This window comes from Haloplanus sp. C73 (assembly GCF_051195115.1).
Lineage (GTDB): Archaea > Halobacteriota > Halobacteria > Halobacteriales > Haloferacaceae > Haloplanus.
Genome location: NZ_JBNTJZ010000002.1, coordinates 267571 through 293105, shown reverse-complemented (window position 1 = coordinate 293105; position 25535 = coordinate 267571). Strand labels below are relative to the sequence as shown.

The window sequence follows — 25535 nt, the reverse complement described above, 5'->3', positions numbered from 1 at the left end:
GTTTTGGATGATTCGGAAGTACCAGTTCAGTCTGCGCTCCGTTGTTCAGTGGCGCCGGCCGAGCTGACTGGTGATCGGCCGGTCGTTTGTTGTTGGACAGCTGTCCCTACGGCTGTTGATGTCGATCCGAGGGTACTTGTGATAGGTTCGGTGGGATCGGATTCGAAGTCATCATCATCGTGGCGAAGTTGGTTGACGAGATCGCGGAAGACAGCTGCCTCCAGCTGTAGCCGATCTTTACTGGGATTCGCGGCCTCCATTTCCAGATGCTCGTGTGTGTCGGTGGAGTCGGCAAGGAACTGGTAGAGGTAGTACGCTGGATCACTCAGGGTATCTGCATCTGCATGCTTCTTGAGTTCCCCGAGCGCTTCAGTGCCTGCTTCTTGTGCTTCATCGAGGGTCACTAAGCGGGTTGCAGCGACGAATCCAATTCCAGCTGAGAGTGCGGCAGTATATGCATCAGTGCTGGAATCCAGATCGGTGCGGGCCTTCCAAGCTTTCCGCAGTGGTTGAAGTGCATCATCGATCTGATCCCTGTCAAGATACCGAAGCCCAACGTACAACAGATCCTCAACACCATCCTTAGGAGCTTGATGGCTAGCCCGTGTTTCCACGAAGTACAATTCAGCTTCTGGTAAGAGATTCTCATCACATTCGTCGAGATAGGACTCCGCAGACTGGCACCACGAAATCACCTGTTCAGACTGTTTAGTCTCAACACCAATCTGAACAAGATTCCTTAGGGCGGTCACGATAAGATGACTTGCATCTTCCTCACGGAACGTTGCGAGCGCGTCAGTCAGGCTTTCACGGGCTTCGTCATAGCGCTCCATATCTGCCAAAATCGTGCCCTGTTCAAGCTGAGCACGGCCAGTCACGATCGGCTGATCGATCAACTGCTCGGAGGAATCCAAGATACCCCGGATCGCTTCGAGTGCCGCTTCAGGCTTGTCTTGGTCGCGGTGAATTTCGGCTTTCTTGAACAATGCGATCGATCGGTAGACATCTCGGTCTGCTTTTTCGGATAAATCGATGGTAACATCTAGCCAATCGATTGCATCACTATATTCGTGGATCTCCCGGTAGGCATCAGCGAGTTCAATCTGTGTCGTTAGTGCTGACGTGAGATCTTCTGTATCAGCATATTGCTCTACTGCATCGCTGAAGGCATCGATCGCAGCCTTTGGATTCTCCTTGCCCATCTCGAGAGTCCCCCAGCTACGTCTGAGTTCTGCCTGTGTGTGCTCATAGATGGTTTCCTCGGACTCTAACAACTCTTCTGCTGCTTCGAGTGTCATCTCCTGAGCTTCGAGATCGCCACTTGCAGAGTGGATCTCTGCTAGCGTCAGTTGGAGGTTTGCTCGTTCTGTAGTCGCCCCTTCATCTAAGAGGGCCAACCCACGCTCGATAGTAGATATTGCGGGGCCAAATTCTTCATCGATCACCTGAATAGATGCTAACTGCTTCAAACTATCCACAGCGGATGAGTGATCGCCAATTTCGTCGAAGTACTCCACTGCGGTTTCCAAGTGTTCTTTCGCATCTTCGAAGCGATCGAGTCCAAGAGAAGCTCTTGAGAGAGCTTGTTCGGCATGGGCCTTGGCTGATGTTATACCATTCTCATCTGCCAACTTCTGGGCAGATCTGGCCAACTCAATAGCAGCGGTATAATGACCTTTGTCATTAGCCATATAGGAAAGTATAATCTGTGACGATCCAAAGATCGCCTTATCCATTTCATTGGCATCTCCGAGATTCACATTATCCAGCAATGAAGCCGCTTCTTCAACATTGTCACGGTGGGCTTCAATCAGTGCCTTACCGGCGGCAATGAGGGCATTGGTCGTCTCGTCGTCTATCTCTCCGTTGAGCGACCCAATCTCGTCGATGTATTCGGTCGCAGCCTCAACATCACTATTTTTGGCTTTCAGTGCTGCTAAGTGTGCGTACACTTCGGCAGCAGACTCGAAATCACCTTCATCGCGGAACAGCGAAGCCGCTTTGGTGAACGGTTCCGTTACTGGCTCACTATCAGCGAGGGAGCGGCAGAGTCCAAGTAAGTGGAGAGCCTCTGCCTGCTTGATTGAGCTCCCAATCCGTTCGTACTGTGTCGCGGCCGTCTCGAACGCTTGGAATGCCGTCTCGAACTCCTCATCAGCATCCGATCCCTCGAGAGCTTCGCTTCCGGCATACCGGCCTAATGCAAACATCGCTCCAGCGCGCGCATCTATAGCATCAATTTCAGCATAGAGGTCATCAAGGCCTTCGACAAGTAATTGTGCTTCCTTAATGGGAAGTTCCCTAACAATTGATAGGATATCTAAGTTCGTCAATCGCTCTCGAACATCGGTATCGAAAGATGTCTTTTCAGAGGTTGCAATCTCTACGAGAACCTGTAATGCCTTTGTCTGGCACTCACTGTTCGTTCTATCTAAGAGATCGATCAATCTCGGAATTGTGGGAGAAATTGCATCAGGCTTCACTTTTGCAATTTCCCGAAGACCGTCCAAGACTTGCGGTCCAACATCTGAGTCATTAAGCACGTCTAGGAGGCGTTGGCCAAGTTCCTGAGCGGCACTTGCTTCGAGATCGGCCTCGCTTGATTGTTCAAGAGTGTATGAGAGTCCCTCAATACGTCGCTGGGTCTCTTTGTCGATTTTACCCTCAGTTTCATCAGCTGTCTCTAGGTGATCGGTTAATTCTGATTTAAGCTCCTCTTGAGTGGCTTTCTCGGGACGTGGTGCATTCTCATAAGCTTCGACTTCTTCGGGCTTGTCCATCGATTCGTACATCGCCCGGATCAAGTCTAGGTCATTGAAGAGATTCAACTCATCGACGACCCGAAGGCCGTATGGGGTCAGCCCATAGAACGTCGAGGGTTGATCCCGTCCTGCATCTTCATATTCAAATTGAGTGGTTATGTCGTTCTCTTCGAGCGTTTTGAGGTGCTCGTAGATCGTGGATCGACCTTTGTCGACAACGTATTCGAGTTCGCGGAGCGATGGTAGCGACTCCGGATGGGCCAGAATATTCTGTATAATCTGGAATCGGGTATCTTGGGTCACGAGGTGCTGCACTTCATTCCCCTTTTTAGAGGGGGCCCCGCCAGAGGCAGTCATACAACTAATTGAGGCCGCCCAGACGCATAATGATTCGGGAATTACGAATCGGATATACTCCGGTTTTCCCGAATTAGTCCCGAACTCTTATGTGGGAACCATGCAACATCTCACATATGGCAGGGCCGGTGGATCCGGATAGTGTCTTAGGAGCAGACAACTCCGATTCAGGATCAACTCTGGATGAAGCCGAAGTCGAGCACTTAAAAGATCTCAATGTCCAGAAAGAGGAACTCCAGGCACTAGCAGAATTCAAGCGACAACTCGAATTCATCAAGAACAACGAGATCACTTATCTGGTGTTAGGTGATTTTTCTGAACATCCAAAACGCCGCCTCAACTGCATTTCCTTATATCTAAGCGGGAAATCGAAGACATCCGCGCAGCTGTTGATTAAGCTTCCATATTTCGATGAATTAGAGAATGTCAGTACTGAAGCGGCAGAAAGCAACCTCGAAACCTATCTCAAATTCCAATCGGTCGCCAGGAATGTCACAGCAATTGTTTTTGTAGCCGAAGGGCGAAATGCAGGATCCGCAGTAGAACTTGGAGACCTCACACCAGATAGAGGCCACCATAACAAGCACCCATACTTTTCAAAAACCTACCTTGCTGTCCGGGATTACTCGGAGCTGACTGCAGCTGACATCAGTTCCAGCCATCCATCGTTCGACGATATCTTCTCGACAAACTCGAATGGGGAAACAACGCTGACTACCTCTAGACCCTACAGTTCCCCACAAGAAAGCAAATTCGAGATTTTCAAACGAGAAGGACGGTATTGGAGATGGGATACACGTCCAGCACTCTGGGAGAGTGCCGATGAGATTCACGAACTGGTTACGACCAATAAGTAGCGATAATCGTCCAACAGATTGTTGTTGTCGACAGGTATCTCCGGTCATCACATCTGGTTAGGTTTGTACCTCAACGTCGATCCTCTGAGCATGATAGCGCAGTACTATCGTCTGGTCCGACTATCGCTATGAATCGTCGTCGCCAGAGAGCCGCCGCGACAGCTGGTCGAACCGCGACTGCGCCTGTGCACGGCGCGCCTGTGTCGCGTCGGGGTCGTACTCCCACTCGGCAAGCGCGCCATCGGTGACGACGACGGTGAACACGGCATCCGCGTGCCGACCCGGCTCCGGCAACTCGTCGGCCGACAGTACGAGACTTGCGCACTCGACGTTGTCCTGTTCGATGAAGACCCGTGCCTGCCCATCTTCGATCGCGTCGACGACCGCTGTGTACGTGCCATTCGCGAGGGCAACGTCGGTCTCAGTCATGCGTAGGCCTCCTCGACGACGAGTGTCCCATTTGCGGTGCGAACCCGAACGGTGTCGCCACCGTTGTTCCAGATGGGAGCGTCCGCCCCCCAGTACAGGTCGGTCGCAGAGTCACTCCCGCTCCCGGTATGCAGCGTGACCGTCTCACCGCCGGCCAGCGTGTACCCGTCTGGTACCGTGTAGGTGTGGTCTGCCGCATCGGCGACGGTCCATCCTGAGAGGTCGAGTGGGTCACTTCCTGTATTCCGGAAGACCACGTACTCCTCGTTCAGATTCTCTCGGTCGTCACCGGGCGCGTCCGCTTGGACCGTCTCGACCACGAGTGCCTCCTCAGGAGGCGTCTGAGTCGTCGTCCCACCATCCGAGACTGCCGTCAGTTCCGTGCTCTCTCCTACCGCATCGTACCGCGCCCGCGGGGTGACGCCGCCGCTCGTTCCGGGGTCGACGGGCGCACCGCTGCGCAAGTCGAGAGGGGCCGTGGTGGCCGCGCGCTGCGTTCGCACTTCCACCGCCGACCCGTTGCTCGCGAGGACGATATTCCCGTGTGTCGCCGTCCAGTAGGTGGGGAGTGACCGCTCACTGAGTCGTTGCAGGACCGCCTCGTTCGGATGCCCATACTGGGAATCGTAGGCGCTGGAGATGACGGCCACGTTCGGCTGAGAAGCATCGAGGAGGGCTGCGCTGGTTGAACTCGCCGAGCCGTGATGACCAGCCTTCAACATCGTCGACTGGAGTCCCGAGCCATAGCGTGAGACGAGGTACGACTCTTGGTCGTCTTCGGCATCACCCGTAAAGAGGAAACTCGTCTGTCCGTGGCTGAATCGGAGGACGATGCTGTTCTCGTTTCGCGCTCCGTTTTCCAGGTATGGCTCTGGTGGGCCGAGCACCTGCACGTCGACGCCCTCGAACGGCAGTTGGTCCCCTTCACGTGTCTCGTAGAGTGGCACGTCGTACTGCTCGACCGCGTCGAGATACGCTTGGTATGTCTGTGTACTGGCCGCAATCCCGGGGTCGTACACGGCGCCGATGCCGTCGGCCTCCGTCTCGTAGTACTCGATGACGGCCGCGTTCCCCCCGATATGGTCCGCGTCGTTGTGTGAGACGACGAGATGGTCGATGCGGTCGATGCCCCGTTGTTGGAGATACTGGAGGACGTACGCGCCGTCGTCGTGGTAATGCCCCGTGTCGATGAGCATCGTCTCCCCGGTCGGGCTGACGACCAGCGTACTCACCGACTGGCCGACATTGATGAAGTGGACTGCAAGGGTGCCGTTGGCGTCGGTGCTGGTCGTGGTCTGTGTGGGCGGCGCCGAACTCGGGGATGCCGACGTCGGCGTCGCCGTCGCCGACGGCGTCCCATCAGGGGCCGGCGCTCCACTACACCCCGCGAGCACGACGAATGCCACGACAAGAAGAAGTCGGAGTGACGGCGACCAGTCACGCATTGGTGGCTGTATGGGGTGTGTGGGCAAAGGTGTATGGCTCACCATCTGGCTCCGTCGGCCCTGTTGCAATCTCAGTGAGAGGTTTCAATCCCGGGACTGAAAGGGGCGCCGTGCTGGCGGACGGCGGGCGACGCAAGCACCGCAACGCAGTGAGGAGCGCAGCGAGCCCCCCGACGCCAGCACGGCGGGGCTTTCGAGGTGAAAACCGGGGCCCCGCCTCACCGGAACCATATCGGTGAACTGGACGCAGAGATTTATATGCCACCGACGAGACACGTCGCTACCCACGACGCGACGATGTCTGGTGACGAGCCCGCCACCCGACCGTATCTCCGCATCCAGCCCGCGACCGACGCGCTCGACCCCGACACGGTCCACACCCAGTGTCGGCGCCTCCACACGCTCGCCGAGACGGCCGACACCCGTCGGCCGGCGATACTCGACCGTACTGCCCCACCCACCGTCGAGATCTGCCTCCACAGCGACGGCGACCGCATCGAGTACCTCGTCGGCATCGCGGCCCCCGACCACGCGGCCGACCTCGACGCGCTCGACCACCTCTGTCACACGCTCTTTCCGGACACCTACGCCATCGACCGCGTCACCCGCGCCCCCGACGCACTCGTCCCGACGACCGACGCCGACACCGCCCCCACCGCCCTCGTCTGCGAGGGCCAGCCAGACCGTCGCCAAGACTGGCACACCCAGCTCACCCCATTCGACGAATTCCAAGCCGACGACCAGCCACGGGTGCCCCTCGCGACCGTCGCCGAGACGATGGCCACGACGGACACACCCATCGTCTATCAGGCGCTCATCCAGCCGTACCCGGACTGGACGGCCGCGGCCGACGACCGCCGCGCCGCCATCGAAGCCGGGCAGGACACCCTCGGTGGCCAACTCATCACGTCACTCACGGGCGTCGATGCCCCCACGGCCGATGCCGACCCAACGCGGGCGGGCACGGGCGCCGCTGACGCCCTGCCCGCGTCGGACCGCAGCCGGCTCGACGCCATCGCGGCCAAAGATGCCACCCGCTCGTTCGTGGTGAACGCCCGCCTCGTCGCGGCCGCGGCTGCCCCACTATCCGAACTCCGGACCGCCTTCAGCGAGTGTTCGGGCCCCCACTACGCGCTGCACCTGCGCCAACTCGATGGGGCTGCCGCGGCCGACGTGGCCACCGCGATTCGCGAGCGGACCGTCGACCCACCGACCTACGACACGGTGCGCGCCCGCCTCCCCGGCACCACCGTCCGGAGTCGCGGCCTCATCGTCGACGCCGCCGCGCTCGGGAGTGTCTGGCTGCTCGATGGCACGGCCCTCCCCGCAGCGAGTCAACGCGCCCTCGACGTCACCCCGCACGACCGGACGCCAACGGCCCGGCCACCCGCGTCGATGCTCGACACCTACGATACCTCCGGCCTTACGCTCGGCCGCCCACAGACACAGGATGGGACCGTCAGCGACACCCCCATTGCCCTCCCCCCGTCACTCCAGCGCCTCCACACCGCGTGGTTCGGGCGGACTGGCTCGGGGAAATCCACTGCGCTCACGCGCGCCATCCGCGACAATCACGCGGCGACTGCGGGCGCCGATATCCTCATCGACCCGAAAGGCGATGGGATGGCGCTCGACTACCTCCGGGCCCACTACGCGCAGTACGGCCACCTCGATAACGTCCTGTATTTCGACTGCAGCGAGGTGCTCCCTGCCCTCTCGTTTTTCGACGTGCGTGCCGATGTCGAGGCTGGCGTCCCGCGAGCGACGGCTGTCGACGACATCGTCGACCACTACATCGAGATTCTGCAGGCCCTGATGGGTCGTGACCGCTTCGAGCAGGCGGTGCGAGCCCCCGACATCATCCGGTTTCTGGTCCGGGCGCAGTTTGACCCCGTCCACGGCGCCGACGCGTTTGCCCATCGCGACCTGCACGGCGCCGCGCGCCGAATGCACGAACGCCAGTCGGCCCCCGCCGTCTCGAATCCCGACCTCGAGCGGATGCTCGGGGGCGTCGTCGCCAACCGGGCGCGGACCTTCGACGAGGTGATGCAGGGGGTCGCGAACCGACTGGAGAAAGTGCCGACCGACCGACGGCTCGCGCGCCTGTTCAATCACGTCCCCGAGACACCCCGGACCGAGACGGCCACCGCGACGGCGACGGCAGCCGACGCGACCGACACCGCCGCCGGCGCGCCCACCGACGCGACAGCGACCGATGCCCACTTCGACCTCGGCCCGTATCTCGACGCGAACGTCGTCATCATCCTCGACGTGGGCGGGCTGCGCATCGAGACGCGGCGCGCGATCACGCTCGTTCTGCTCTCGAATCTGTGGACGGCGCTGCGACGCCGCCGCCAACGCCGGGACGCGGACCGCCTGCCCCTCGTGAACTGTTACCTCGAAGAGGCGGCGAGCATCGCGGCGACGGACCTGCTGACCACCCTGCTCGCCCAAGCCCGCAGTTTCGACTGCGCGCTCACCCTGGCGATGCAGTTCCCCACCCAACTCGACCAGGCCGACCCGACGGGGGCCGCGACCGACGAAGTCCTGAACAACGTCGGGACGATACTGACCGGTCCCATCGGTCTCGACCAGGGCCTCGCCGAGCGCCTCGCGACGGCCGATACCACCGCACAGGACGTCGCCCATCGCCTCCGCGGCCTCCAGCGCGGGCAGTGGCTCGCAAGTCTCCCCGCGGCCTTCGGCGACGCGGCGCCACGCCCGTTCCAACTGCAGTCCGCGCGCCCACCCGCTGGGCATCCCGCCGCCGACGCCACCGCTGACGGGGTTGCCGACGCGATTGCCGACGTCACCCACCGCACCCGTGCCCAAGCCGGCGTCACGCTCGCCGACCCCGCCCCGACCGAGGACACGACCGAGGAGACGGCGACCGACCCCGAGCGCCGCGTCGACTCCGCGCTCCCCCACACGATGCGCCTGCCCGCCTGGGTCGACTACGATGGCGAGCTACACGCCCTCCGGTGTGCGGCGTGTGATAATCGGTACGACCCCACGCAGCCAGGGCTCCAGCGGGCGATTGCCTGCTGTCACGACCCCGATGCAGTCGCCCGCGCCGATATCCCCATCTGCGAGTTGAATCTGAAGCTCACGCCCGCGGAGCGCGCCGACAGCCAGTGGAGCGATGCCCAGCTGATGTTCCTGCAGGCAGTGTACAACGCCCAGCAGTTGCGCTACGAGCCACCGGGGTACGACCTCCTCCAAGATTCCATGCTGCGATTGCAGGAGTACGTCGGTATCGACCGCGAGGCGGTGGACGAACTCCTCGAAACGGAGCTCCTGCGCCACGATACGGACCATCCCCACCGCCTCTTCTCGGTGTCGCCGACGGGGCGCGACGTGATCGGCGAACACTACCGCCAAGGCGTCGATTACGGCCACGGCCAGGGGGACCTCGAAGAGTCGAGTCAGCACGTCTTCGCCGTCGAGGTGGGGCGTCGCTGGCTCGATCAGGAGTACGTCGCCGACCCTGATTCACCCGTGACCGAGGTCGTCCCTTATTATGACGTGGCGGGGAATCAGCGGCTCGACATCGCCGGCCTCGATAGCGACGGAGAGATTCGGGTGGCGGTGGAGGCCGAGCGTGTCAATCACGATATCCAAGAGGCCGTGCCAGCTGATTACGACAAGATTGCGGCGTGTGATGTCGACGACGCGATTTGGATTGTCATGACCCAGAGTGATGGCCATGCGGTCTTACAGGCGCTCAACGACCCGCCAGACGGCGCGCCGCGGGTGGCCAAGACGTATGCGGAGACGACGCCACCCCAGCAGTTCCGCATCGACACGGCCGGCCTCACCGCAATGTATCCCGTCGAGTGGGTTCGGGACCGGGTGATAGGGTGAGCCACAGCTCGACACCCGACCCGTGGTGGGCAGGTAGTCATAACGGGTGTCACGTGGTGAGCGGGGTCGAGACGGTGGCTCGGTGGGACTCGGGTCGTGCCGGGAGATTCATAATCGGGTATTTCACCGGAAGGAATGGGTGTGACCGACGGGTTGGCTGTCGCACTCCGGGTGTGTGGCACGCGCCGCGCCACCTGGTGATGGGCCGTGTCCACGACGCTCGCGGCTGTCGTCCAGCCACTCGGGGGCGCTGCCGCTCAGTCAGCCCGGTGTGACACACCCCGTGCACCACCACAATCGACAGCCCGCGACCGAGTATGACACGCATAGTCGCCGAGTCCGTCCCATCGTGGACCCCCATGCAGCAGCCAGCGCCCCGCGTTCGGGCCTGTCGCGATACATCTGCCCCAGCCGCGCCCCGGCCTAGTTCGGCCCCGTCCAACACCTCACCGATACTCTTGCGGTCCGCATATCCGATTATGACACCACCCTGTTGTCCGTATATCCCAGCATAACCCGGTTCAAACCCACAAATCTGAGTATGAAAACGCAGCTACCCCCGACCCGAATCCCCATATACGAATCCGCGGCCACAGCGCATCGCCGTGCCCCACAACCACCCACCAGACGGACCCAGTGGGCTGACTGGCGACACCGAGGTACTCACGACTGCTGGCCTCGCCCCCGTCGCGACACTCGCCCCTGGTGACACGGTGTACACGCTCGACCTCGACACGGGACTGACGACACCAACACCAGTGCAGGCGATCGACCGACTCGCTGTCGACGAACTCGTTGCCATCGAGACGCGCCGAGCAGACCTCCGGGTTGCCGCTGGCACGCCGATTCCATGTACGACGCGACACGTCGCTGAGCCGCGCCTCATCCGGGCGGGGGCGATTGGTGACCACGCCGCCTATCTGTTCATCAACACGTGGACGCAGCCGGTGGAACCGGAGCCGACACAGGTCGATATCACCACGTGGCTCGATGACTACGAAATGTGTGCGACGTTCGAGGCACACGGCCACACGGTTCGAGCGGCCTTACCGACAGGCTGCAACCCGCACCGCCGGAATAGTACGGTAGGCTACTGTTTCGACCCAGCCACATTCACGCGGCATCAGGCAACCATCGAACGGCTTGCCGACACCGTCGCAATCCACGCTGGCCCGAACCACCATCGACGACCGTACCGCTTCGCAGCGAGCGATTTCCTGCGGCTCCTCGGATGGTACATCACCGAGGGCAGTGTGTATTGGTCGGCGACGAGCCAGACGGCACAGGTCAAGATTGCACAGCAAACACCGACGCACCGGCAGGCACTCACAGCCTTGTTTGACCGCCTCGGGATTGCAGTCCATCGCGACGCCCGACGCTTCGAATTTGGCTCAGTCACCTTCGGTCGGCTCCTTGAGCAACTCTGTGGGAGCGACAGTCGTACCAAACACTGCCCGCCGTTCATCTGGGAGTGGTCACAGGCCGCCCAGCGGCTCCTTCTCGAAATACTTCTCAAGGGCGATGGCGATGCCCGCGGCACCTACTACACAGCGAGTGAGCGGCTGGCGACGGATGTGCTTCGACTCTGTGTCGACTGCGGAATCAAGCCGCGGTATGGACGCCGTGGGGAGATGTGGCGCGTATACATCCGCGATGTGCACGATGGGTTTCGACCGGAGCGCCACGTCCGTCGGCTTCCTGCCACCCAAGACGTGTATCGACTGCACTTGCGCGATAATCGCGTGGTTATGGCCGGTCGAACGGGGTGCTTCCAATGGGTCGGCGTCGATGACGGGCAGGAGGGGAGTGAGACAGGCACATAGCCGGCGGGCGACGGGCACCACGCCACGCTCACCCTAGTCGGATATCTCGACCGCCGCGGGGAGCGTCACCGTGACGACCGCCCCGCCGTCGTCGGCGTTCGCGACGCAGACGGTGCCGTCGTAGGCGTCGACAATCCAGCGGACCAGCCAGAGCCCGATGCCGTCGCTGTGTTGGAGCGCCGTCTCCGCCGCCCCCCGGTGGACGGCGAGTTCCGCCTCGTCGAACCCCGGCCCGTAGTCCCGGATGCGGAGAGTCACGTCGCCGCGGCGGTCCTCGGAGATGGAGACGGTCACGTCGGGGGCGTCGGTCCGGTCGCCCCTCGTGCCGTGTTCGACGGCGTTTCGAAGCAGGTTGTCGACGACGGAGGTGAGCAGTTCGTTCGCCCGAACGAGGACCGTGTCGTCGATATCGGTTTCGACGACGACGTCCTCGGTGCGCCGAATCTCTGCGACGCGGTCGCTGACGAGCGACCCCAAATCGACCGGCTCCGTCTGCGTCATCGATTCGAGGTCGTCGAGGCGCTTTGCGGCCTCGCTCAGCCGCTCGATGTGGGCGAGTTGGTCGCGGACCACCTCGGTCGAGGAGAGGGGGGACGACCCGCCGTCGGCCGCGAGGTCCAGATGCCCGCGAATGAGGTTGAGGCTGGTTCGGATGTCGTGTCGGAACAGGCGCAAGAAGACGGTGTTTCGCTGGTTGAGCGTGCGCGTCCGGTCGTGTTCGGCGCGCAGTTCGAGAATCGAGCCGACGAGGACGCCCACGACGCCGCCGGCGGCGATATCGACCATGACGACCGACCGCCACCCGATGCCCTGAAGCGACGAGGGGGCGAGCGTGATGACGAGAATCGCGGCCAGCGTCGGGAGGCCGAGGCCGAGCGTCGACCACCCCGCGACGCGCCAGACGTGTTCGTCGTCGAGCGTGCTTCGGGCGAGGCCGACGCCCGTCGCGAGGAAGCTTCCGGCTATCATCACCCCCATGCTGACGCCGAGCAGCGACTGTGAGTCGACCTGCCCGCGGGCGCCGGTCGGAACGACGAAGCCGGTGCTGAAGACGCCACAGAGCACGACACCCACCGCGACCAGATACCCCACCCCCAGGTCGCCTTTCGACACCATTCACCCCCACCCTCGATAACCCATTCCATAAACGGACTGATTAAATTATCACGATTGATTCTCCAAGGCGGCTATCGTCGGACTGAAACCCGCCGCGACCCTACTCGCGGTAGTGACCGACGTTCCGCCCGATTACGCCGACCGCATCCGCGAGAACCGCGCCGAGAAAGACCGCGCGTTCGCCGAGCAACGCGGGTCGCCGATTCCGCCCGAGGAACGCGACGACTTCGACGGCCTCTCCTATTTCGACCCGGATCCCGACTACCGCGTCACGGCCACCGTGACCGTCCACGAGGACCCCGACCCCGTCGAGATGGAGACGAGCGACGGCCGGACGGTGCGGTATCTCCGCGCCGTCACGTTCGAGTTCGAACTCGGGGACGACACCCACACGCTCTGTGGCTATCGGCAGTCGCCCGACGACAGCGACATCTTCGTCCCCTTCCGCGACAAGACGACGGGCCAACAGACCTACCGTGGCGGTCGCTACATGGAACTCACACCCGACCGCGAACTCAGCGACGGCGACAGCGTCACGCTCGATTTCAACCTCGCGTACACGCCGTTCTGCGCGTTCAGCGACACCTTCTCCTGTCCCCTTCCGCCCGAGGAGAACTGGCTCGAAACGACGGTCCCGGCGGGCGAGCGCGACCCGGCCGAATAGCCCGTCGACCGGCGGAACCGTTTTGCCGACTCATTCCTTTCCCAACACGAATGCCCGTCCGTTCCGCCACCATCGTCGTCGTCGCCGCACTCGTTCTCGTCAGCGGGTGTTCGGGACTGGCGCCGACCACCGACACCGAATCGGCGTCGCCGACGCCGGAAGCCTCGTACACCCAGACGCCCCACATGGGCTGTCAGCCCGGTGCAATCCGCGAGAACGGCACCTGCCAGCCCGTCACCTCGGGCGCCAACGCCGACATCTTCAGCGCCGAGAATCTCTCTGCGGTGCGCACGTCGCGGACGACCATCGACGGCACGCCGGGGTATCTCGCTCGGCCCGACGACAACGGCACCTACCCCTCCGTCGTCGTGATTCACGAGTGGTGGGGCCTGAACGAGAACGTCGAACACATGGCCGAGATTCTGGCCGGGCACGGCTACGTCGTCTTCGCAGTCGACCTCTACGACGGCGAGGTGGCGTCGAACGCCTCGGAGGCGGGCCGGCTCTCCGGTCAGGTCAGGGAGAATCCCGACGTCGCGGTGTCGAAGATGAGCCGTGCCGTCTCGGGGCTGCGCGCTCGCTCCGATACGACGGACCAAGTCGCCAGCCTCGGCTGGTGTTTCGGCGGCGGCCAGAGCCTCCAGTTGAGCCTCAGTGATGCCGACCTGAACGCGACGGTCATCTACTACGGAACGCTGACGACGGACGCCGAGACGCTCCAGCGTGTCGACGAACCCGTCCTCGGGGTCTTCGGCTCCGAGGACGAAGTGGTCGGCATCGAGAACGTCCGCGCGTTCGACCGCACGCTAGACGACGTGGGCGCCGAACACGAGGTGTACGTCTACGAGGGCGCGGGCCACGCCTTCGCCAATCCGAGCGGAGAGAGTTTCCGTCCGAACGCGACTCGGGACGCGTGGGGCAAGACGCTCCGGTTCCTCGACGACAATCTGAACGAATCGGCGTCGTGAACCCCTCGTCTCAGTCCAGCAGGTTGGCCACCATCTCCGAGACGTGGTCCTGTTCGTCCGCGTTGATGGTGTGACCCATCCCGGGGTAGAGTCGCTCGGTCACGTCGGCGTTCAGTCGCTCGAACACCTCCGTCGTCTCGTGGACTCGCTCCTCGGGGATGTGCGGGTCGACGTCGCTACACCCGACGAAGACGGGCGTCTCCAGCAGGTCGCCGTCGTAGTCCGCGGGGTCGATTGATTCGCCAATCAGCCCCCCGCTCAGCGCCGCGAGGCCGCCGTAGCGGTCGGGGTTTCGGGCGACGAACTCGCTCGCCAGACACGCACCCTGCGAGAAGCCGAGGAGCATGACTCGGTCCAGAGGTACGCCGGCGTCGGCCGCCGTCTCGATGGCGTCCGAGACGGCCTGTAACCCCGAGGAACGCCCCGGTTCGTTCGACTCGACGGGTGCCGTGAACGGGTTGGGGTACCACGTGTTGCGGTTCGCCTGCGGCGCGAGGTAGGCGACGCCGGGGCGGTGAAACGCCTGTGCCATCTGGACGATGCTCCGTGCCGTCGCACCCCGCCCGTGGACGAGGACGAGGGCCGCCGTCGCGTCGTCGAGGTCGGTGCCCGCGGTTACGAGCGGCTGATTCTGGTGGGGGCCGTCCATCTCAGTTCGCCTCCGGCGTGGTCCGTGTCGCGTGGTCGAGCGTCATACCACTCCGTACGGCGGCGACGAGTATAGGCGTTCGCCGACGCGCGTGCCACCGGGTGGCGCCCGCGTCATCGGGGTCAGACGCCGAACTGACTCTCGAAACGCGTCGTCGCCTCGTCGGTGCCGGCGATGACCACCTCGTCGTCGACCTCGAACGTGAACGTCTCGGGGTCGAAGTCGACGATGGTCCGGTCGTCGCGGACGATGGCGACGACGGTACACCCCGTCTCGGTTCGCACGCGCTCGTCGGCGATGGTGCTGCCCGCCAAATCGCCGGCGGGAAGCCGCACCACGCTCACCTGCTTGTCGTAGGCGAGGACTTCCTCGTTCTCGAAGACGGTCGAGGCGAGCATCCGCCCGCTGACCGTCGCGAGCGACTGCACGTAGTCGCCGCCGGCGCGGTAGAGTTTCTGGACGTCCGCCTCCTCGTTCGCCCGGACCACGACGTAGAGGTCGGGGTTCAACTCACGGGCGATGAGCGTCGCGAAGATGGCAGTCGTGTCGTCGCCGACGGTGACGATGAGCGCCGAGGCGTTCGTGATACCCGCCTCGTCGAGGGTGTCGGGGTCGCGCGCGTCGCCCACGACGTCGACGCCCTCGCCGTCCTCAACGTCGAGGACGGTCACCCGGGTGCCGGTCGAGGAGAGCGCGTCCGCGGCGGCCTGCCCCGAATCGCCGTAGCCCGCGATGACGATTCGCTGCGGGCCGAACCGGCGGACGGTCGAAGCCGTCGCCTCCTTGAGCGCCTGCACCTGCGCCGACTCGCCGGCCACGAGGAGGCGCGTCCGCGCAGTCAGTTCGTCGCGCGCGTCGATGGGCGTCTCGAAGTCGCCGTCGAACCACGCGCCGATGACGTTCACGCCGAAGCGCTCGCGCAGGCGCGCCTCGCCGAACGTCCGCCCGTGGAGGTCGCTGTCCGCCGCGACGGTGAGTTCGACGAGTTCGAAGTCGTCGCCCACCTCGACGCCCGAGTCGACGTCGGTGGTGACTGCCGTCGGTACCTGTTGGGCCAGACTCGACCCCAGCAGTTGCCGGGGTGAGAGCACGTCGTTCGCGCCCGCCGCCCGGTGATAGCGGGCGAGGTCCGCGTCCTCGACGAGCGTGATGATTCGAACGTCGGAATCGGCGTCTCGCGCGGCGAGTGCGATGCTCGCGTTCGTGTCGTCGTCCGCGTCGGCGACGACGGCAAGCGCCGACTCGACGTTCGCGGCCCGGAGACCGTCGGCCGACTCGGGGTCGGCGTGGACGACCCGGTATCCCTCCTCGTGGAGGTCGCCGGCGCGGTCCTCGTCGGCCTCGACGAGGACGTACTCGCGTCCCCGGGCCTCCAGTTCGCTGATAAAGGCGTCCGTCCGCGGGGTGTGCGCACAGATGATGACGTGGTCCGAGTGGTCGTCGATGGACTCGGGCGCTCGCGGTGCGAGTGCGGTCCGAAGCCACGGCACCGCGAAGACGTCGACGGCGGTGAGGATGAGTCCGATACCCGTGAGTTGCATCGCGATGACGAGAGCGTTCATCTGTGGCGTCCGCCACGGGGCATCCTCGCCGTAGCCGGTCGTGGTGAAACTCTGCACGACGACTTCGAGCGACCGGTACAGCGGCTGGGACCGACCCTCCCAGACCGCCATCCCCGTGTTGTAGACGAGGGTAAAGAACAGCGTCGTGGCGATGACCAGCCCGAGATAGTAGGCGGGCCGGCGAGCGCGAAGCGGCATGGGCGGTCGTTCGCCGGCCCGGTAGTTATACCGTGTCCCTCCGCGACTACACGAGGCGGTCGTACAGGTCGTCGGTGACCGCCTCCGTCGTCGCGCCCCCGCCGATATCCGCCGTTCGGGGTGCGTCGTCGTCGGCCAACTGCGTGGCTACGCCGTGCCACAGAGCGTCCGCGACGGCGTCTTCATCGAGATGCTCGAACATGAGACTACCCGAGAGCACCATCCCGAGGGGGTTGGCGATGCCCTCGCCCATGATGTCGAACGCGCTGCCGTGGACGGGTTCGAACATCGAGGGGTAGGTGCCGTCGGGGTTGATGTTCGTCGACGGCGCGAGGCCGAGCGACCCCGAGATACCCCCGCCGATGTCGGTGAGGATGTCGCCAAAGAGGTTGGAGGCGACCACCACGTCGAACTCGTCGGGGCGTCGGACCATGTCCATGCTCGCGGCGTCGACGAGGAGTCGCTCCACCTCGACGTCGGGGTAGTCCTCGCTCACTTCCTCGACCATGTCGTCCCAGAAGACCATCCCGTGAGCCTGCGCGTTCGACTTCGTGACGTTCGTCAGTTTGCCGCGGCGCTCGCTCGCCGCCTCGAACGCGGGCCGGAGGAGTTTCTCCGTCCCTTCGCGGGTGAACACCGACGCCTGCACCGCCACCTCGTTGGCGAAGCCCTGATGTTCCCGCCCGCCGACGTCCGCGTACTCGCCTTCCGTGTTCTGCCGGTAGACGACGAAGTCGATATCGCCGCCCTCGTAGCCGCGAAGCGGGCTCTGGACCCCTTCGAAGAGATAGGTGGGGCGCTTGCAGACGTGCTGATTGAACCCCTTCGTGATGGGAAGCCGGAGGCCGCGCAGGGTGACGTGGTCCGGAACCTCGGGGTGGCCGACGGCGCCGAGGAGGATGGCGTCGAACTCGGCCAACTGGTCGAGGCCGTCGTCGGGCATCAGTGCGCCCTCGTCGAGATAGCGCTGGCTCCCCCAGTCGAACCACGTCGTCTCGACGCCCACGCCGTGAGCGTCGGCGACGTCTAGCAACAGGGGTTCGACCGCTTCGACGACTTCGTTTCCGATTCCGTCGCCCGGAATCACCGCGATTTCGTAGGACATGGGGCGTGGGTGTCGGCACGCGGTGATAAATGGCCCGGAGCCAGCGAATTCGGCCAGCCCGTGCCAACCACTAATATCGGGCCGGACGAAGGCCGGGTCGTGACGCTACTGGTTCCATTCGACGGGTCCGACCTCTCCGAAGCCGCCCTGAAGCGCGCCCGCGAGTTCGCCACCTATCGGGACGAGGAGGTGGTGGTGCTGACTGTCGTCCCCGACGACGAATCGTTCGCGGCGGAGCGTGGCTGGATAGAGCCGGGCGAGTCGTACGACCCCGAAGCGGTCTGTACGGCGTTCGAACGCCGCGTCGAAGAGATAGACGCGGACGCGACGTTCCGCTGTGAGCACCCATCGCCCGCGGCGCATCCGACGGCGACGGCCATCGACAACGTCACGCACACGATTCGGTCGGTCGCCGCGGACCTCGGCGTCTCGATTATCTTCATCGGGAGCGAGAACGCCGGGCGGGTGTCGATGCCCGTGACGAGCGTCGGCGGCCCGCTCTCGACCGACGCCAACTACGACATTCACATCGTCCGGCGGGCGGAGTAGCGTCGACGACCCATCGGAGGAAGCCGGACACGAGGTATTTATACGGGACCGCCGAACGTTTGGGCGATGGAACGTCTGTCGGCGAAGGCAGGGGGGACAGCCATCGCCATCGTCGGCCTCGGCCTCGCCGCGGTCCAGGTGGAATCGGCGGTCCGGTTTCGAACCCAGCCAGCGCTGGTGCTGGTCGAGGTGGTGATTCCGCTCGTGGTGTCGCTGGTCGTCGCCGCCGTCGGCGCGCTGATTCGAGCGGAGCGTCTCGCGCCCCCGCAGTTCGTCGGCCGGGTGCTCACTTGGAGCGGGGTCGGTGCGGTGGCGCTGAGCGCGGCCATCGGCTGGCTGTTTCTCAGCGCGTCCGTCCGCGGCGAGCCAGTCCCCCACGGAACGGAACTCGTCCTCGACGCCGCCACGATGGGCGTCCTCGTGGGCCTCGTCGTCGGTGTCTACGACGCCCGGAGCGCGAGTCAGCACGCGCGAGCCGAGCAGTTGACACGCATCAACGACACGCTCCGCATCGCGACGCGAGAAATCGTCGAATCACCGGACAGAGCCGCCCTCGAACGAGCGGTGTGCGAACGCCTGACCGACTCCGCTATCTACGACCAAGCGTGGATTGGCCGCTACGTCCCCGAGGAGGACGTCGTGAAACCGGTGGCGTGGTCGGGACACGACGATGCGTACATGGAGTCGCTCCATGTCACCACCGACCCCGACGAATCGAGCGGGCGAGGACCGGGCGGGGAGGCGATTCGAACCGGCGATATTCAGATTGTTCACGACGTGTACGTAGAATCGAGTCTGGAGCCGTGGCACGACATGCTGGCCGAGGCGGGCGTCGAATCAATCGCGGTCGTCCCGCTCGTCGGGACAGAGCACGTCTACGGCTTTCTGAGCATGTACGCCAACCGTCCGAACGTGTTCGACGCGCAGGAACAGGACGCCCTCACCGACCTCGGCGAGAGCATCGGCCACGCCATCGACGCGATGGCGGCCCAAGAGCGACTCAGCCAACGCGAGCAGGAACTCGCCCGCCAGAACAAGCGCCTCGACGAGTTCGCGAGCGTCATCAGTCACGACCTTCGAAACCCGCTCAACGTCGCGCAGGGGAACGTCGACTTGGCGCGGACGACCGGCAACGAGCAGTATCTGGACCAAGTGGACGACGCCCTCGACCGGATGGACGAACTGGTCGACGACCTGCTCACGCTGGCCCGATACGGGCGGACCGTGAGCGACACCGAGCGACTCGATATCCAGACGGTCGCCGAGAACGCGTGGACGACGACGGCCACCGACGGCGCGCGGCTTCGATTCGACGGCGACCCCGGCAGTATCCGCGCCGACGGGAGCCGCCTGACCCAGTTGTTCGAGAATCTCTTTCGGAATAGTGTGGAGCATGGCTCCACAAACAATCGGCACGCTGAACGCGCCGATGATAGTGTGGAACACGGCTCGACGGATAGCCGGACGGAGTCCGGTGACGACACCCCGCCCGTGACCATCACCGTCGGCGAGATGGACGACGGCTTCTACGTCGCCGACGACGGGCCGGGCATCCCCGAGGACGAGCGTGAGACGGTGTTCGAGACGGGCTACTCCACGACGGCAGATGGGACGGGCTTCGGTCTCAACATCGTCCGCAACATCGCCGAGTCCCACGGGTGGTCGGTCGCCATCACGGAGAGCGAGGACGGCGGCGCCCGGTTCGAGTTCACGACCGACGCCGGCGATGCGACGGCCCGGTAGCCACGCCGACGGAACACGTAAACCGGCCTCGGCCGAACGGCGAGTATGGCGGCCCAACCAGTCTTCGAGTTGTACGAGGACAGAGGTTCGGAGTGGCGATGGCGTCTCGTCGCGTCGAACGGCAACATCGTCGCCGACAGCGCGGAGGGGTACGCGTCCAAACAGGGGGCAAAGCGGGGCATCGACTGCGTCAAGCGAATCGCGCCCGACGCGGACGTCGAAGAGCGATAATCCGTCGGCGGCACCGAGAGAGTTTTAGTAGTCCGCCGACACGTCGAAGCGAATGAGCGGAGCGCAGTCGTGTGCGTACACCCACGACGTGAGCGCGTTCGACGACATCGAGGGGGCGGAGTGGGGCTGTCCGCACGACCGCTACGGCGACAGCGACACCTGCATCTTCCACCAACCGATTCGCGCGCTCGATTCCGTCACACCCGAACAGGTGGGCACAGCGCTCGAAGCCGTCGTCGAGACGGCCGACGCCGAGCGACACCGAATCCTCGGGGCACGGTGTCCGGGCCTCGACCTCCGGCACACCGTCGTCGACGGCGGGTCGAACCACCCTATCGACCTGCGAGAGGCGTGGTTTCTCGGCCGCGTCGACTGCGAGAACTGCCGCATCGCGCACGCGCTTCGGTTTGACCGCGCGGTGTTCGAGACGCTCGCGACGTTCGAAGACAGCATCTTCGAGGCAAACACGAGTTTCGCCGGCGTGGAGTTCCGGGCGGACGCCGACTTCAACCTCGTGACGTTCCGCCGATGGGCGAACTTCGAGGCGACGACCTTTCGCGGCGAGGCGCGGTTCCGGGCCTCCGTCTTCCGGAGCGGGATTTTCGGCATCGGCGTCACCTTTCGCGACGCCGCCGACTTCATGAGCGCCCAGTTCGAGGGCGTGGCCAACCTGTACGACGCCACCTTCGACAACGGCGGCCTGTTCGCGTCGACGACGTTCGAGGGCGACGCCAAGTTCATCAAAAGCGACTTTCGCGGGCCGGTGGCGGTGGGCGAGAACTTCGTCGACGACCCCGCGCTGGCGGACACGGCCCTCCCGTACCGGGACGGCGTCATCACGGACACGGCGCTCGTGATTTCGTCGTCGACCTGCGTCGGTGACCTCGAACTCGACGACGTGACGACGGACGACCGACTGCTCGTCACGGACACCACGCTCGACGGCGATATCGAACTGCGGGGCGCCAGCACGGCGACGGCCGAGACGGTCGATGTAGCGTTGTGGGACGTCGAGACGGTGTCGGGCGTCCTCGAACTCGCGCCCGGCCTGCACTTCGATTTCGGCGACAGTGTGTTGGAACAGGTCGACTTCCAAGGCGTCGAGCGGATTGGCCCGAACCTCCGCCGACTCGATTTCGAGAACGCGGTGTTCGACGGGTTCGACTTCGGGGCGTACCGGGAACTGTTCGAGCGCTTGGAGTGGCGAATCCACACGGACGGCACCACCCCGTCCGAGCGGGAGAACACGTATCTGCGCGCGAAAAACGGCGCCATCGACGTCGGCGAGAACACCGCCGCGCGCGAGTTTCACTACCGGGAACTGGTGTGTCGGGGCGAGTCACACCGCCGGCGCCTGACCGAGTGGGACCGGGGCGACGACGAGAGTCGCCTCGCGTTCGCGCGGCGAAAGTCCCACGCCGCCCGGAAACTGTGTAGCAACCTGCTTCTACGGACGACCTGTGGCTACGGCGAGCGCCCCGGTCGGGTCGTCCTCGCGTCTATCGTCGTGATTCTCGGCTACGCCGCCGCGTACGACCAAGTCGGCGTCGACCTCTCCTACCGAGGGTGGGGCGGAGCGCTCGCATTCAGTTTCCAGTCGTTCAACGCACTCGTCCTCGGACTGCCGGAGGTAGAGAGCGCGACGCTCGGCGTCCTCGTCGCGAGCGAGGCGTTTCTCGGCCCCTTCTTCGTCGCCCTGTTCGTGTTCTCGATAACGCAGTCGCTGGGTCGATAGCTCAGTCACCGACCCCCGTCTCGCTCCGGGCGCGTTCGACCGTCGCCACCTCGTCCGTCCGGAGGTCGGAGACGAAGCCGAACAGGGCGTCGAAATCAGAGATGCCCTCCTGCACCAGATACTGCACGTATCGGTGTTTGCGGTGGAACTCGGTTTCGACCGCGTCGACGTCGCGGTCGGTCGCGTCGGCGAGGCGATGGAAGAGGCGGAAGCCGAGCGCCCGGTGGTCGTCGTCGAGATGCGGGTGGGCGTAGTCGAGGCTGAACGCGCCCTCGGTGTCGCGCCGGGCGACGACGTTCCAGTAGAGGGTTCGCCCGCCTTTCTCGATGGCGCCGGAGGGGAGCGTTCCGGTGCCGTCGAGCGCCTCGTACTCCGCCTCGCTGAGCAGTTCGACCGCCTCGGCGACATAGCGGTCGCCGTCGACGTGATGTGGGAAGACCACGAGGTCGATTTCGCGCAGGAGGTAGGGTGCGAGCCCCCGCTCGATGACGCGGTTGACGAGCGTCTCGACGCTCTCGGCGTGGGTGGTGCCGATGACGCCGTGGCCCGTATATAGTCGAGATATGTTAGTAGATATCTTTACTGGCTCAACAGAAAGAGGAAGAATATGGGCTGTCGGCTATATCAGTAACCAATCGAGCCACCTCTGGTTCAATTCCGGGAGGCGGCATCCGCATACCGGTTGAATGATAACCGACAGCGTCTACGCCGTCCTGCGATTCCAACTTTCCTCGTGCGATTTCAACCGGTCACTGGGCGCACCCCGTCACGTCCGGCGTTCTGCAATAACCGAAACGCGCTCGGGGAACCTGATTCTTTGGGTGAATAAGGTCGTTAAGTTTCCTTGACCCGCGTGGACACTCACGCACCCTCATCGTTCAACAACGTCTCGGGATAGAGGTCGGAGATTAGCCCGATGATCTGGTATTCGAGTTGTTCAAGAGGAACCTCGAAATCGTGATATAGCCCAACGTCGTCCTTCCGCCACGCCTTCGCCCAGAAGTACGTTGGCTGTCGAAGTTGTCTCCCTTCCTCGAAAAGCCGATTAGCCCATTTCTCATACTTCTGTTTCTGGTTCTTGTCGTGGTCGAAGATGATAGCGCTGAGATTCCCGATATGGTAGTAGTGACCGTCTCCCCATCGAGCAAACTTCCCCGTGCTCGTTCCACGGAGTCCACGTAGATTCGCACTTAGACCTTCACCGTCTCGTCCGTACTTCCCTGCCTTGCCGACGTAAAGGGGAGTGACGTTTCCATCCTCCAGCCAGTACATCAAGTAAATCAGCCCATCATACGTGTCGTCGGAGGTCGACCAATCGTTGATAACCTTCCGCCCCTCCTCTCGGACGAGCGTTTCCATCTCCTCGCTTCGTTTCAGGATTCGTCTGTCGTCTTTGCCGTAGTTCTTGTATTCGACGGTGAGAGCCTCATCAGTCTCAAACAAAGGAATTGGACCCTCTATGTCAATATACCGATCAGTCCACTTCTGCCAGATCTCCTCCTTGGTCGTCATAGTCGTTCGTTGTACCACGCTTGCGTCTCTCCGATAGCTAGCCCCTCCGTTGGGATCTCAACGGACACGTTGTTGTCTTCAAGAAGGGGTAGCAGTTCCTCGTAGTAGTCTTTCCCCGCGTGTAGAACGAGGGTAATGTCGTCTGAAAGAAGTCCCTCTTCATCCAACTGTTCGGCAACGCGATTGGCCCATTCTCGCTTCCGCCTTACCTTTGCACCAGTGAGGGTTTCGTCGTAGGGCTCGATAGCAGTCCCGTTTGGGTCAAGAAGACCATGTTTAGCCGAGAGGATCCACCAGTCGTCGTGATACTGTTCGGCATAGGCCTGCATCTTCTCGAAATAGGATGATGTGTAGAGGTCCTTTGGAGTAGCTGGCTCCTCTTGCTTGGTCTTGACACAGCTTACAAGCCCAATTTCAGTCATCGTTGAATCCGTGACGTTGGCGGTGTTCGGTGAGAAACATCGGGTGAGGTTCTGCCTGCTCTTCGTCGGGGAGAGAGATCTTGTCGTCTTCAAGCCGCTTGAATTCGTGGTAGCCGTTCCGATCAGGTGCTTCCTTCACCAAAATCTCATACTCGTCACTGATTGCGAGCCACCCCGTATCGAAGGCCCAGTGGTGTAGCTTACAGAGGGCAATCCCGTTTCGCACATCATCTGCCCCGCGCTCCTGCTTGGGGTAGATATGGGCTGCTTCGACCTCGGGATTCCCATTCGGTGTTTCTCGACTGCTACCACAGATTGCACATGTCTTATCATACGCTTGCCGAACCAACTCCGAGAACGCCGTATCGCGTGCACGTCTGCGAGCTTCGGTATATGTCTCCTCGTCGGTCAATTGCGGTTCGCTATCCGTTGCGTTTTCGAGACGTGTGCGCTCCGTTTCAACGACCTCCTGGGTCGGCTCGTCCGTCCCGTGGTGTGCCTCACGTTGATGCTCCATCGTGAAGACAAGAACTTCTCTCCCACCTCGCTCTTCAGTCTCATAGGCAAGAACATCAACCAACCCTTGATACTCCCACTCTCGATTGCCCGACTGCTGGTAGAAGAAGTGGATCGGGATGTCGGACGAAACAGCGTCAATGAGAACTGAGTTTCCGGGAGAACTTTCGCTTTGATCCCCACTCAAGCCTTCACCAATATACTCGAACTGTCCCCGAATTACCGTATCGTCGTAGGGGCCATCTTCGTTGGCAAACATCAACACGTAGCGTTGGTCGTCGTCATCCCGCCGTGGGTTGATTCCTGAAATCTGGTAGCCAAAGCCAGTATCAAACGCTTCTTCAATTTCGTCCTTCGACAGACGGTCACCAATGGACAGTCCTTCTGGCGGCGTCCACATCGATCCCGTTTCGGTCTTTGTTTCCAGTAACTCGCGGCCTTCAGGGGTGAGTCTATTCACTCCATCTTCGCGTTCCACGAATCCCAGGACTTGCAACCATTCCCGGTGTCGAATCGCAGGACCAGGCGTGGACATCTGAGCCTCGTCGAACTCGCCGACGAGCAGGCCCATGATGTCCTCATCAGTCATCGACCCATCCTGCAAGGCTTCGAGGATAGTGTCGAATCCCTTCACTCCCGATGAGAGGGCCTCGTAGAGTGTTCCGGGTTTCTGGTCTTTGAGCCACCGCTGGCCATACGTATCAAGTTCGCACCCGGTGTCGGATAGCTCGATGAATCTGATTGATTCGAGAAACGTGAGATGGTGGCTGACAGCATCCGAACTCCCTGCTCGGGTGTTTTCGATGATCCACTGGTTGAGTTGGTTTCGGGTGGGAGACTCGTCACGGACGTGGGCAAGCATCGAACGGAGATTTTGGAGCCGATTGGAGACGCCGCCGTAGAATCGATCGGCGGTCATCCGGCGGTCGTCAGCCATGCTCGTTCTGTAACATCACCGAGATTGTAAGAGTATGCCATATCTGTGGAAAGTATACCTTGGAGGTAGTTCATTTGTGTCAGACAAATAA

General features: G+C 62.7%; 19 protein-coding genes and 1 pseudogene. 9 read left to right on the top strand and 11 right to left on the bottom strand.

Annotation, left to right across the window (positions count from 1 at the left end; translation table 11 throughout):
* Positions 1–26 precede the first annotated feature (26 nt).
* On the bottom strand, positions 27–3119 hold the full coding sequence (locus tag ACQUSQ_RS05890) for a hypothetical protein (protein ID WP_435067608.1): 3093 nt from the start codon (positions 3117–3119) through the stop codon (positions 27–29).
* 116 nt (positions 3120–3235) lie between these two features.
* Between ACQUSQ_RS05890 and ACQUSQ_RS05885 the strand changes: the two genes are divergently transcribed.
* Complete coding sequence (locus ACQUSQ_RS05885) at positions 3236–3976, top strand: hypothetical protein (protein WP_435067607.1); 741 nt, start codon at positions 3236–3238, stop codon at positions 3974–3976.
* A gap of 126 nt (positions 3977–4102) precedes the next feature.
* Here the strand turns inward: ACQUSQ_RS05885 and ACQUSQ_RS05880 are convergent, their stop codons facing one another.
* Together ACQUSQ_RS05880 and ACQUSQ_RS05875 are read right to left on the bottom strand one after the other, a co-directional pair.
* Positions 4103–4405, bottom strand: coding sequence for a DUF3006 domain-containing protein (locus ACQUSQ_RS05880; protein ID WP_435067606.1), 303 nt, complete (start codon positions 4403–4405; stop codon positions 4103–4105).
* Positions 4402–5850 carry a lamin tail domain-containing protein gene (locus ACQUSQ_RS05875; RefSeq protein ID WP_435067605.1) on the bottom strand — a complete coding sequence of 483 codons (1449 nt, stop codon included), beginning with the start codon at positions 5848–5850 and terminating at the stop codon, positions 4402–4404. The genes ACQUSQ_RS05880 and ACQUSQ_RS05875 overlap by 4 nt, the downstream gene beginning before the upstream one ends.
* A gap of 258 nt (positions 5851–6108) precedes the next feature.
* Between ACQUSQ_RS05875 and ACQUSQ_RS05870 the strand changes: the two genes are divergently transcribed.
* Both ACQUSQ_RS05870 and ACQUSQ_RS05865 read left to right on the top strand, forming a co-directional pair.
* Entirely contained in the window at positions 6109–9714 is a 3606-nt protein-coding gene (locus ACQUSQ_RS05870) for a hypothetical protein (protein ID WP_435067604.1), read from the top strand.
* 605 nt (positions 9715–10319) lie between these two features.
* Positions 10320–11537 carry a hypothetical protein gene (locus ACQUSQ_RS05865; protein WP_435067603.1) on the top strand — a complete coding sequence of 406 codons (1218 nt, stop codon included), beginning with the start codon at positions 10320–10322 and terminating at the stop codon, positions 11535–11537.
* A 33-nt stretch (positions 11538–11570) separates the two neighbouring features.
* Here the strand turns inward: ACQUSQ_RS05865 and ACQUSQ_RS05860 are convergent, their stop codons facing one another.
* Positions 11571–12653, bottom strand: coding sequence for a sensor histidine kinase (locus ACQUSQ_RS05860; protein ID WP_435067602.1), 1083 nt, complete (start codon positions 12651–12653; stop codon positions 11571–11573).
* A 112-nt stretch (positions 12654–12765) separates the two neighbouring features.
* Here ACQUSQ_RS05860 and ACQUSQ_RS05855 point away from each other — a divergent pair, with 112 nt between their 5' ends.
* Together ACQUSQ_RS05855 and ACQUSQ_RS05850 are read left to right on the top strand one after the other, a co-directional pair.
* Positions 12766–13317, top strand: coding sequence for a DUF1684 domain-containing protein (locus ACQUSQ_RS05855; RefSeq protein WP_435067601.1), 552 nt, complete (start codon positions 12766–12768; stop codon positions 13315–13317).
* A gap of 50 nt (positions 13318–13367) precedes the next feature.
* Entirely contained in the window at positions 13368–14285 is a 918-nt protein-coding gene (locus ACQUSQ_RS05850) for a dienelactone hydrolase family protein (protein ID WP_435067600.1), read from the top strand.
* Between the two features lie 10 nt (positions 14286–14295).
* Here the strand turns inward: ACQUSQ_RS05850 and ACQUSQ_RS05845 are convergent, their stop codons facing one another.
* From ACQUSQ_RS05845 to ACQUSQ_RS05835, 3 genes are all read right to left on the bottom strand, one after another.
* Complete coding sequence (locus ACQUSQ_RS05845) at positions 14296–14934, bottom strand: alpha/beta hydrolase (protein WP_435067599.1); 639 nt, start codon at positions 14932–14934, stop codon at positions 14296–14298.
* Between the two features lie 122 nt (positions 14935–15056).
* Positions 15057–16694: a potassium channel family protein gene (locus tag ACQUSQ_RS05840; protein WP_435067598.1), complete on the bottom strand. Its 1638-nt coding sequence runs from the start codon at positions 16692–16694 to the stop codon at positions 15057–15059.
* Between the two features lie 46 nt (positions 16695–16740).
* Complete coding sequence (locus tag ACQUSQ_RS05835) at positions 16741–17799, bottom strand: isocitrate/isopropylmalate dehydrogenase family protein (RefSeq protein WP_435067597.1); 1059 nt, start codon at positions 17797–17799, stop codon at positions 16741–16743.
* 99 nt (positions 17800–17898) lie between these two features.
* Between ACQUSQ_RS05835 and ACQUSQ_RS05830 the strand changes: the two genes are divergently transcribed.
* The 4 genes from ACQUSQ_RS05830 to ACQUSQ_RS05815 all read left to right on the top strand — a co-directional run bounded on the left by ACQUSQ_RS05830 (position 17899) and on the right by ACQUSQ_RS05815 (position 22057).
* Complete coding sequence (locus tag ACQUSQ_RS05830) at positions 17899–18348, top strand: universal stress protein (protein WP_435067725.1); 450 nt, start codon at positions 17899–17901, stop codon at positions 18346–18348.
* Between the two features lie 66 nt (positions 18349–18414).
* Complete coding sequence (locus ACQUSQ_RS05825) at positions 18415–20091, top strand: GAF domain-containing protein (RefSeq protein ID WP_435067596.1); 1677 nt, start codon at positions 18415–18417, stop codon at positions 20089–20091.
* 45 nt (positions 20092–20136) lie between these two features.
* On the top strand, positions 20137–20322 hold the full coding sequence (locus ACQUSQ_RS05820; RefSeq protein WP_435067595.1) for an HVO_2922 family protein: 186 nt from the start codon (positions 20137–20139) through the stop codon (positions 20320–20322).
* Positions 20323–20374: 52 nt separating this feature from the next.
* Positions 20375–22057, top strand: coding sequence for a pentapeptide repeat-containing protein (locus tag ACQUSQ_RS05815; RefSeq protein ID WP_435067593.1), 1683 nt, complete (start codon positions 20375–20377; stop codon positions 22055–22057).
* Position 22058: 1 nt separating this feature from the next.
* On the opposite strand, the pseudogene ACQUSQ_RS05810 reads toward ACQUSQ_RS05815, so the two are convergent.
* The 4 genes and pseudogenes from ACQUSQ_RS05810 to ACQUSQ_RS05795 all read right to left on the bottom strand — a co-directional run.
* Positions 22059–22613, bottom strand: a pseudogene (locus tag ACQUSQ_RS05810) (secretion system protein); the annotation flags it as partial.
* A gap of 305 nt (positions 22614–22918) precedes the next feature.
* Complete coding sequence (locus ACQUSQ_RS05805) at positions 22919–23569, bottom strand: hypothetical protein (protein WP_435067592.1); 651 nt, start codon at positions 23567–23569, stop codon at positions 22919–22921.
* Positions 23566–23991, bottom strand: a complete 426-nt coding sequence (locus ACQUSQ_RS05800; RefSeq protein WP_435067591.1) for a DUF6884 domain-containing protein — start codon at positions 23989–23991, stop codon at positions 23566–23568. The genes ACQUSQ_RS05805 and ACQUSQ_RS05800 overlap by 4 nt, the downstream gene beginning before the upstream one ends.
* Positions 23984–25444, bottom strand: coding sequence for an HNH endonuclease (locus tag ACQUSQ_RS05795; RefSeq protein WP_435067589.1), 1461 nt, complete (start codon positions 25442–25444; stop codon positions 23984–23986). Before ACQUSQ_RS05795 ends, ACQUSQ_RS05800 begins: the two co-directional genes overlap by 8 nt.
* Positions 25445–25535: the final 91 nt, after the last annotated feature.

What these genes read in the sequence shown, in the direction of transcription:
- ACQUSQ_RS05890 (WP_435067608.1), bottom strand. Translation starts at nt 3,119, where the DNA reads ATGACTGCCTCTGGCGGGGCCCCCTCTAAAAAGGGGAATGAAGTGCAG.
- ACQUSQ_RS05885 (WP_435067607.1), top strand. Translation starts at nt 3,236, where the DNA reads ATGGCAGGGCCGGTGGATCCGGATAGTGTCTTAGGAGCAGACAACTCC.
- ACQUSQ_RS05880 (WP_435067606.1), bottom strand. Translation starts at nt 4,405, where the DNA reads ATGACTGAGACCGACGTTGCCCTCGCGAATGGCACGTACACAGCGGTC.
- ACQUSQ_RS05875 (WP_435067605.1), bottom strand. Translation starts at nt 5,850, where the DNA reads ATGCGTGACTGGTCGCCGTCACTCCGACTTCTTCTTGTCGTGGCATTC.
- ACQUSQ_RS05870 (WP_435067604.1), top strand. Translation starts at nt 6,109, where the DNA reads ATGCCACCGACGAGACACGTCGCTACCCACGACGCGACGATGTCTGGT.
- ACQUSQ_RS05860 (WP_435067602.1), bottom strand. Translation starts at nt 12,653, where the DNA reads ATGGTGTCGAAAGGCGACCTGGGGGTGGGGTATCTGGTCGCGGTGGGT.
- ACQUSQ_RS05850 (WP_435067600.1), top strand. Translation starts at nt 13,368, where the DNA reads ATGCCCGTCCGTTCCGCCACCATCGTCGTCGTCGCCGCACTCGTTCTC.
- ACQUSQ_RS05845 (WP_435067599.1), bottom strand. Translation starts at nt 14,934, where the DNA reads ATGGACGGCCCCCACCAGAATCAGCCGCTCGTAACCGCGGGCACCGAC.
- ACQUSQ_RS05840 (WP_435067598.1), bottom strand. Translation starts at nt 16,694, where the DNA reads ATGCCGCTTCGCGCTCGCCGGCCCGCCTACTATCTCGGGCTGGTCATC.
- ACQUSQ_RS05835 (WP_435067597.1), bottom strand. Translation starts at nt 17,799, where the DNA reads ATGTCCTACGAAATCGCGGTGATTCCGGGCGACGGAATCGGAAACGAA.
- ACQUSQ_RS05825 (WP_435067596.1), top strand. Translation starts at nt 18,415, where the DNA reads ATGGAACGTCTGTCGGCGAAGGCAGGGGGGACAGCCATCGCCATCGTC.
- ACQUSQ_RS05820 (WP_435067595.1), top strand. Translation starts at nt 20,137, where the DNA reads ATGGCGGCCCAACCAGTCTTCGAGTTGTACGAGGACAGAGGTTCGGAG.
- ACQUSQ_RS05815 (WP_435067593.1), top strand. Translation starts at nt 20,375, where the DNA reads ATGAGCGGAGCGCAGTCGTGTGCGTACACCCACGACGTGAGCGCGTTC.
- ACQUSQ_RS05805 (WP_435067592.1), bottom strand. Translation starts at nt 23,569, where the DNA reads ATGACGACCAAGGAGGAGATCTGGCAGAAGTGGACTGATCGGTATATT.
- ACQUSQ_RS05800 (WP_435067591.1), bottom strand. Translation starts at nt 23,991, where the DNA reads ATGACTGAAATTGGGCTTGTAAGCTGTGTCAAGACCAAGCAAGAGGAG.
- ACQUSQ_RS05795 (WP_435067589.1), bottom strand. Translation starts at nt 25,444, where the DNA reads ATGGCTGACGACCGCCGGATGACCGCCGATCGATTCTACGGCGGCGTC.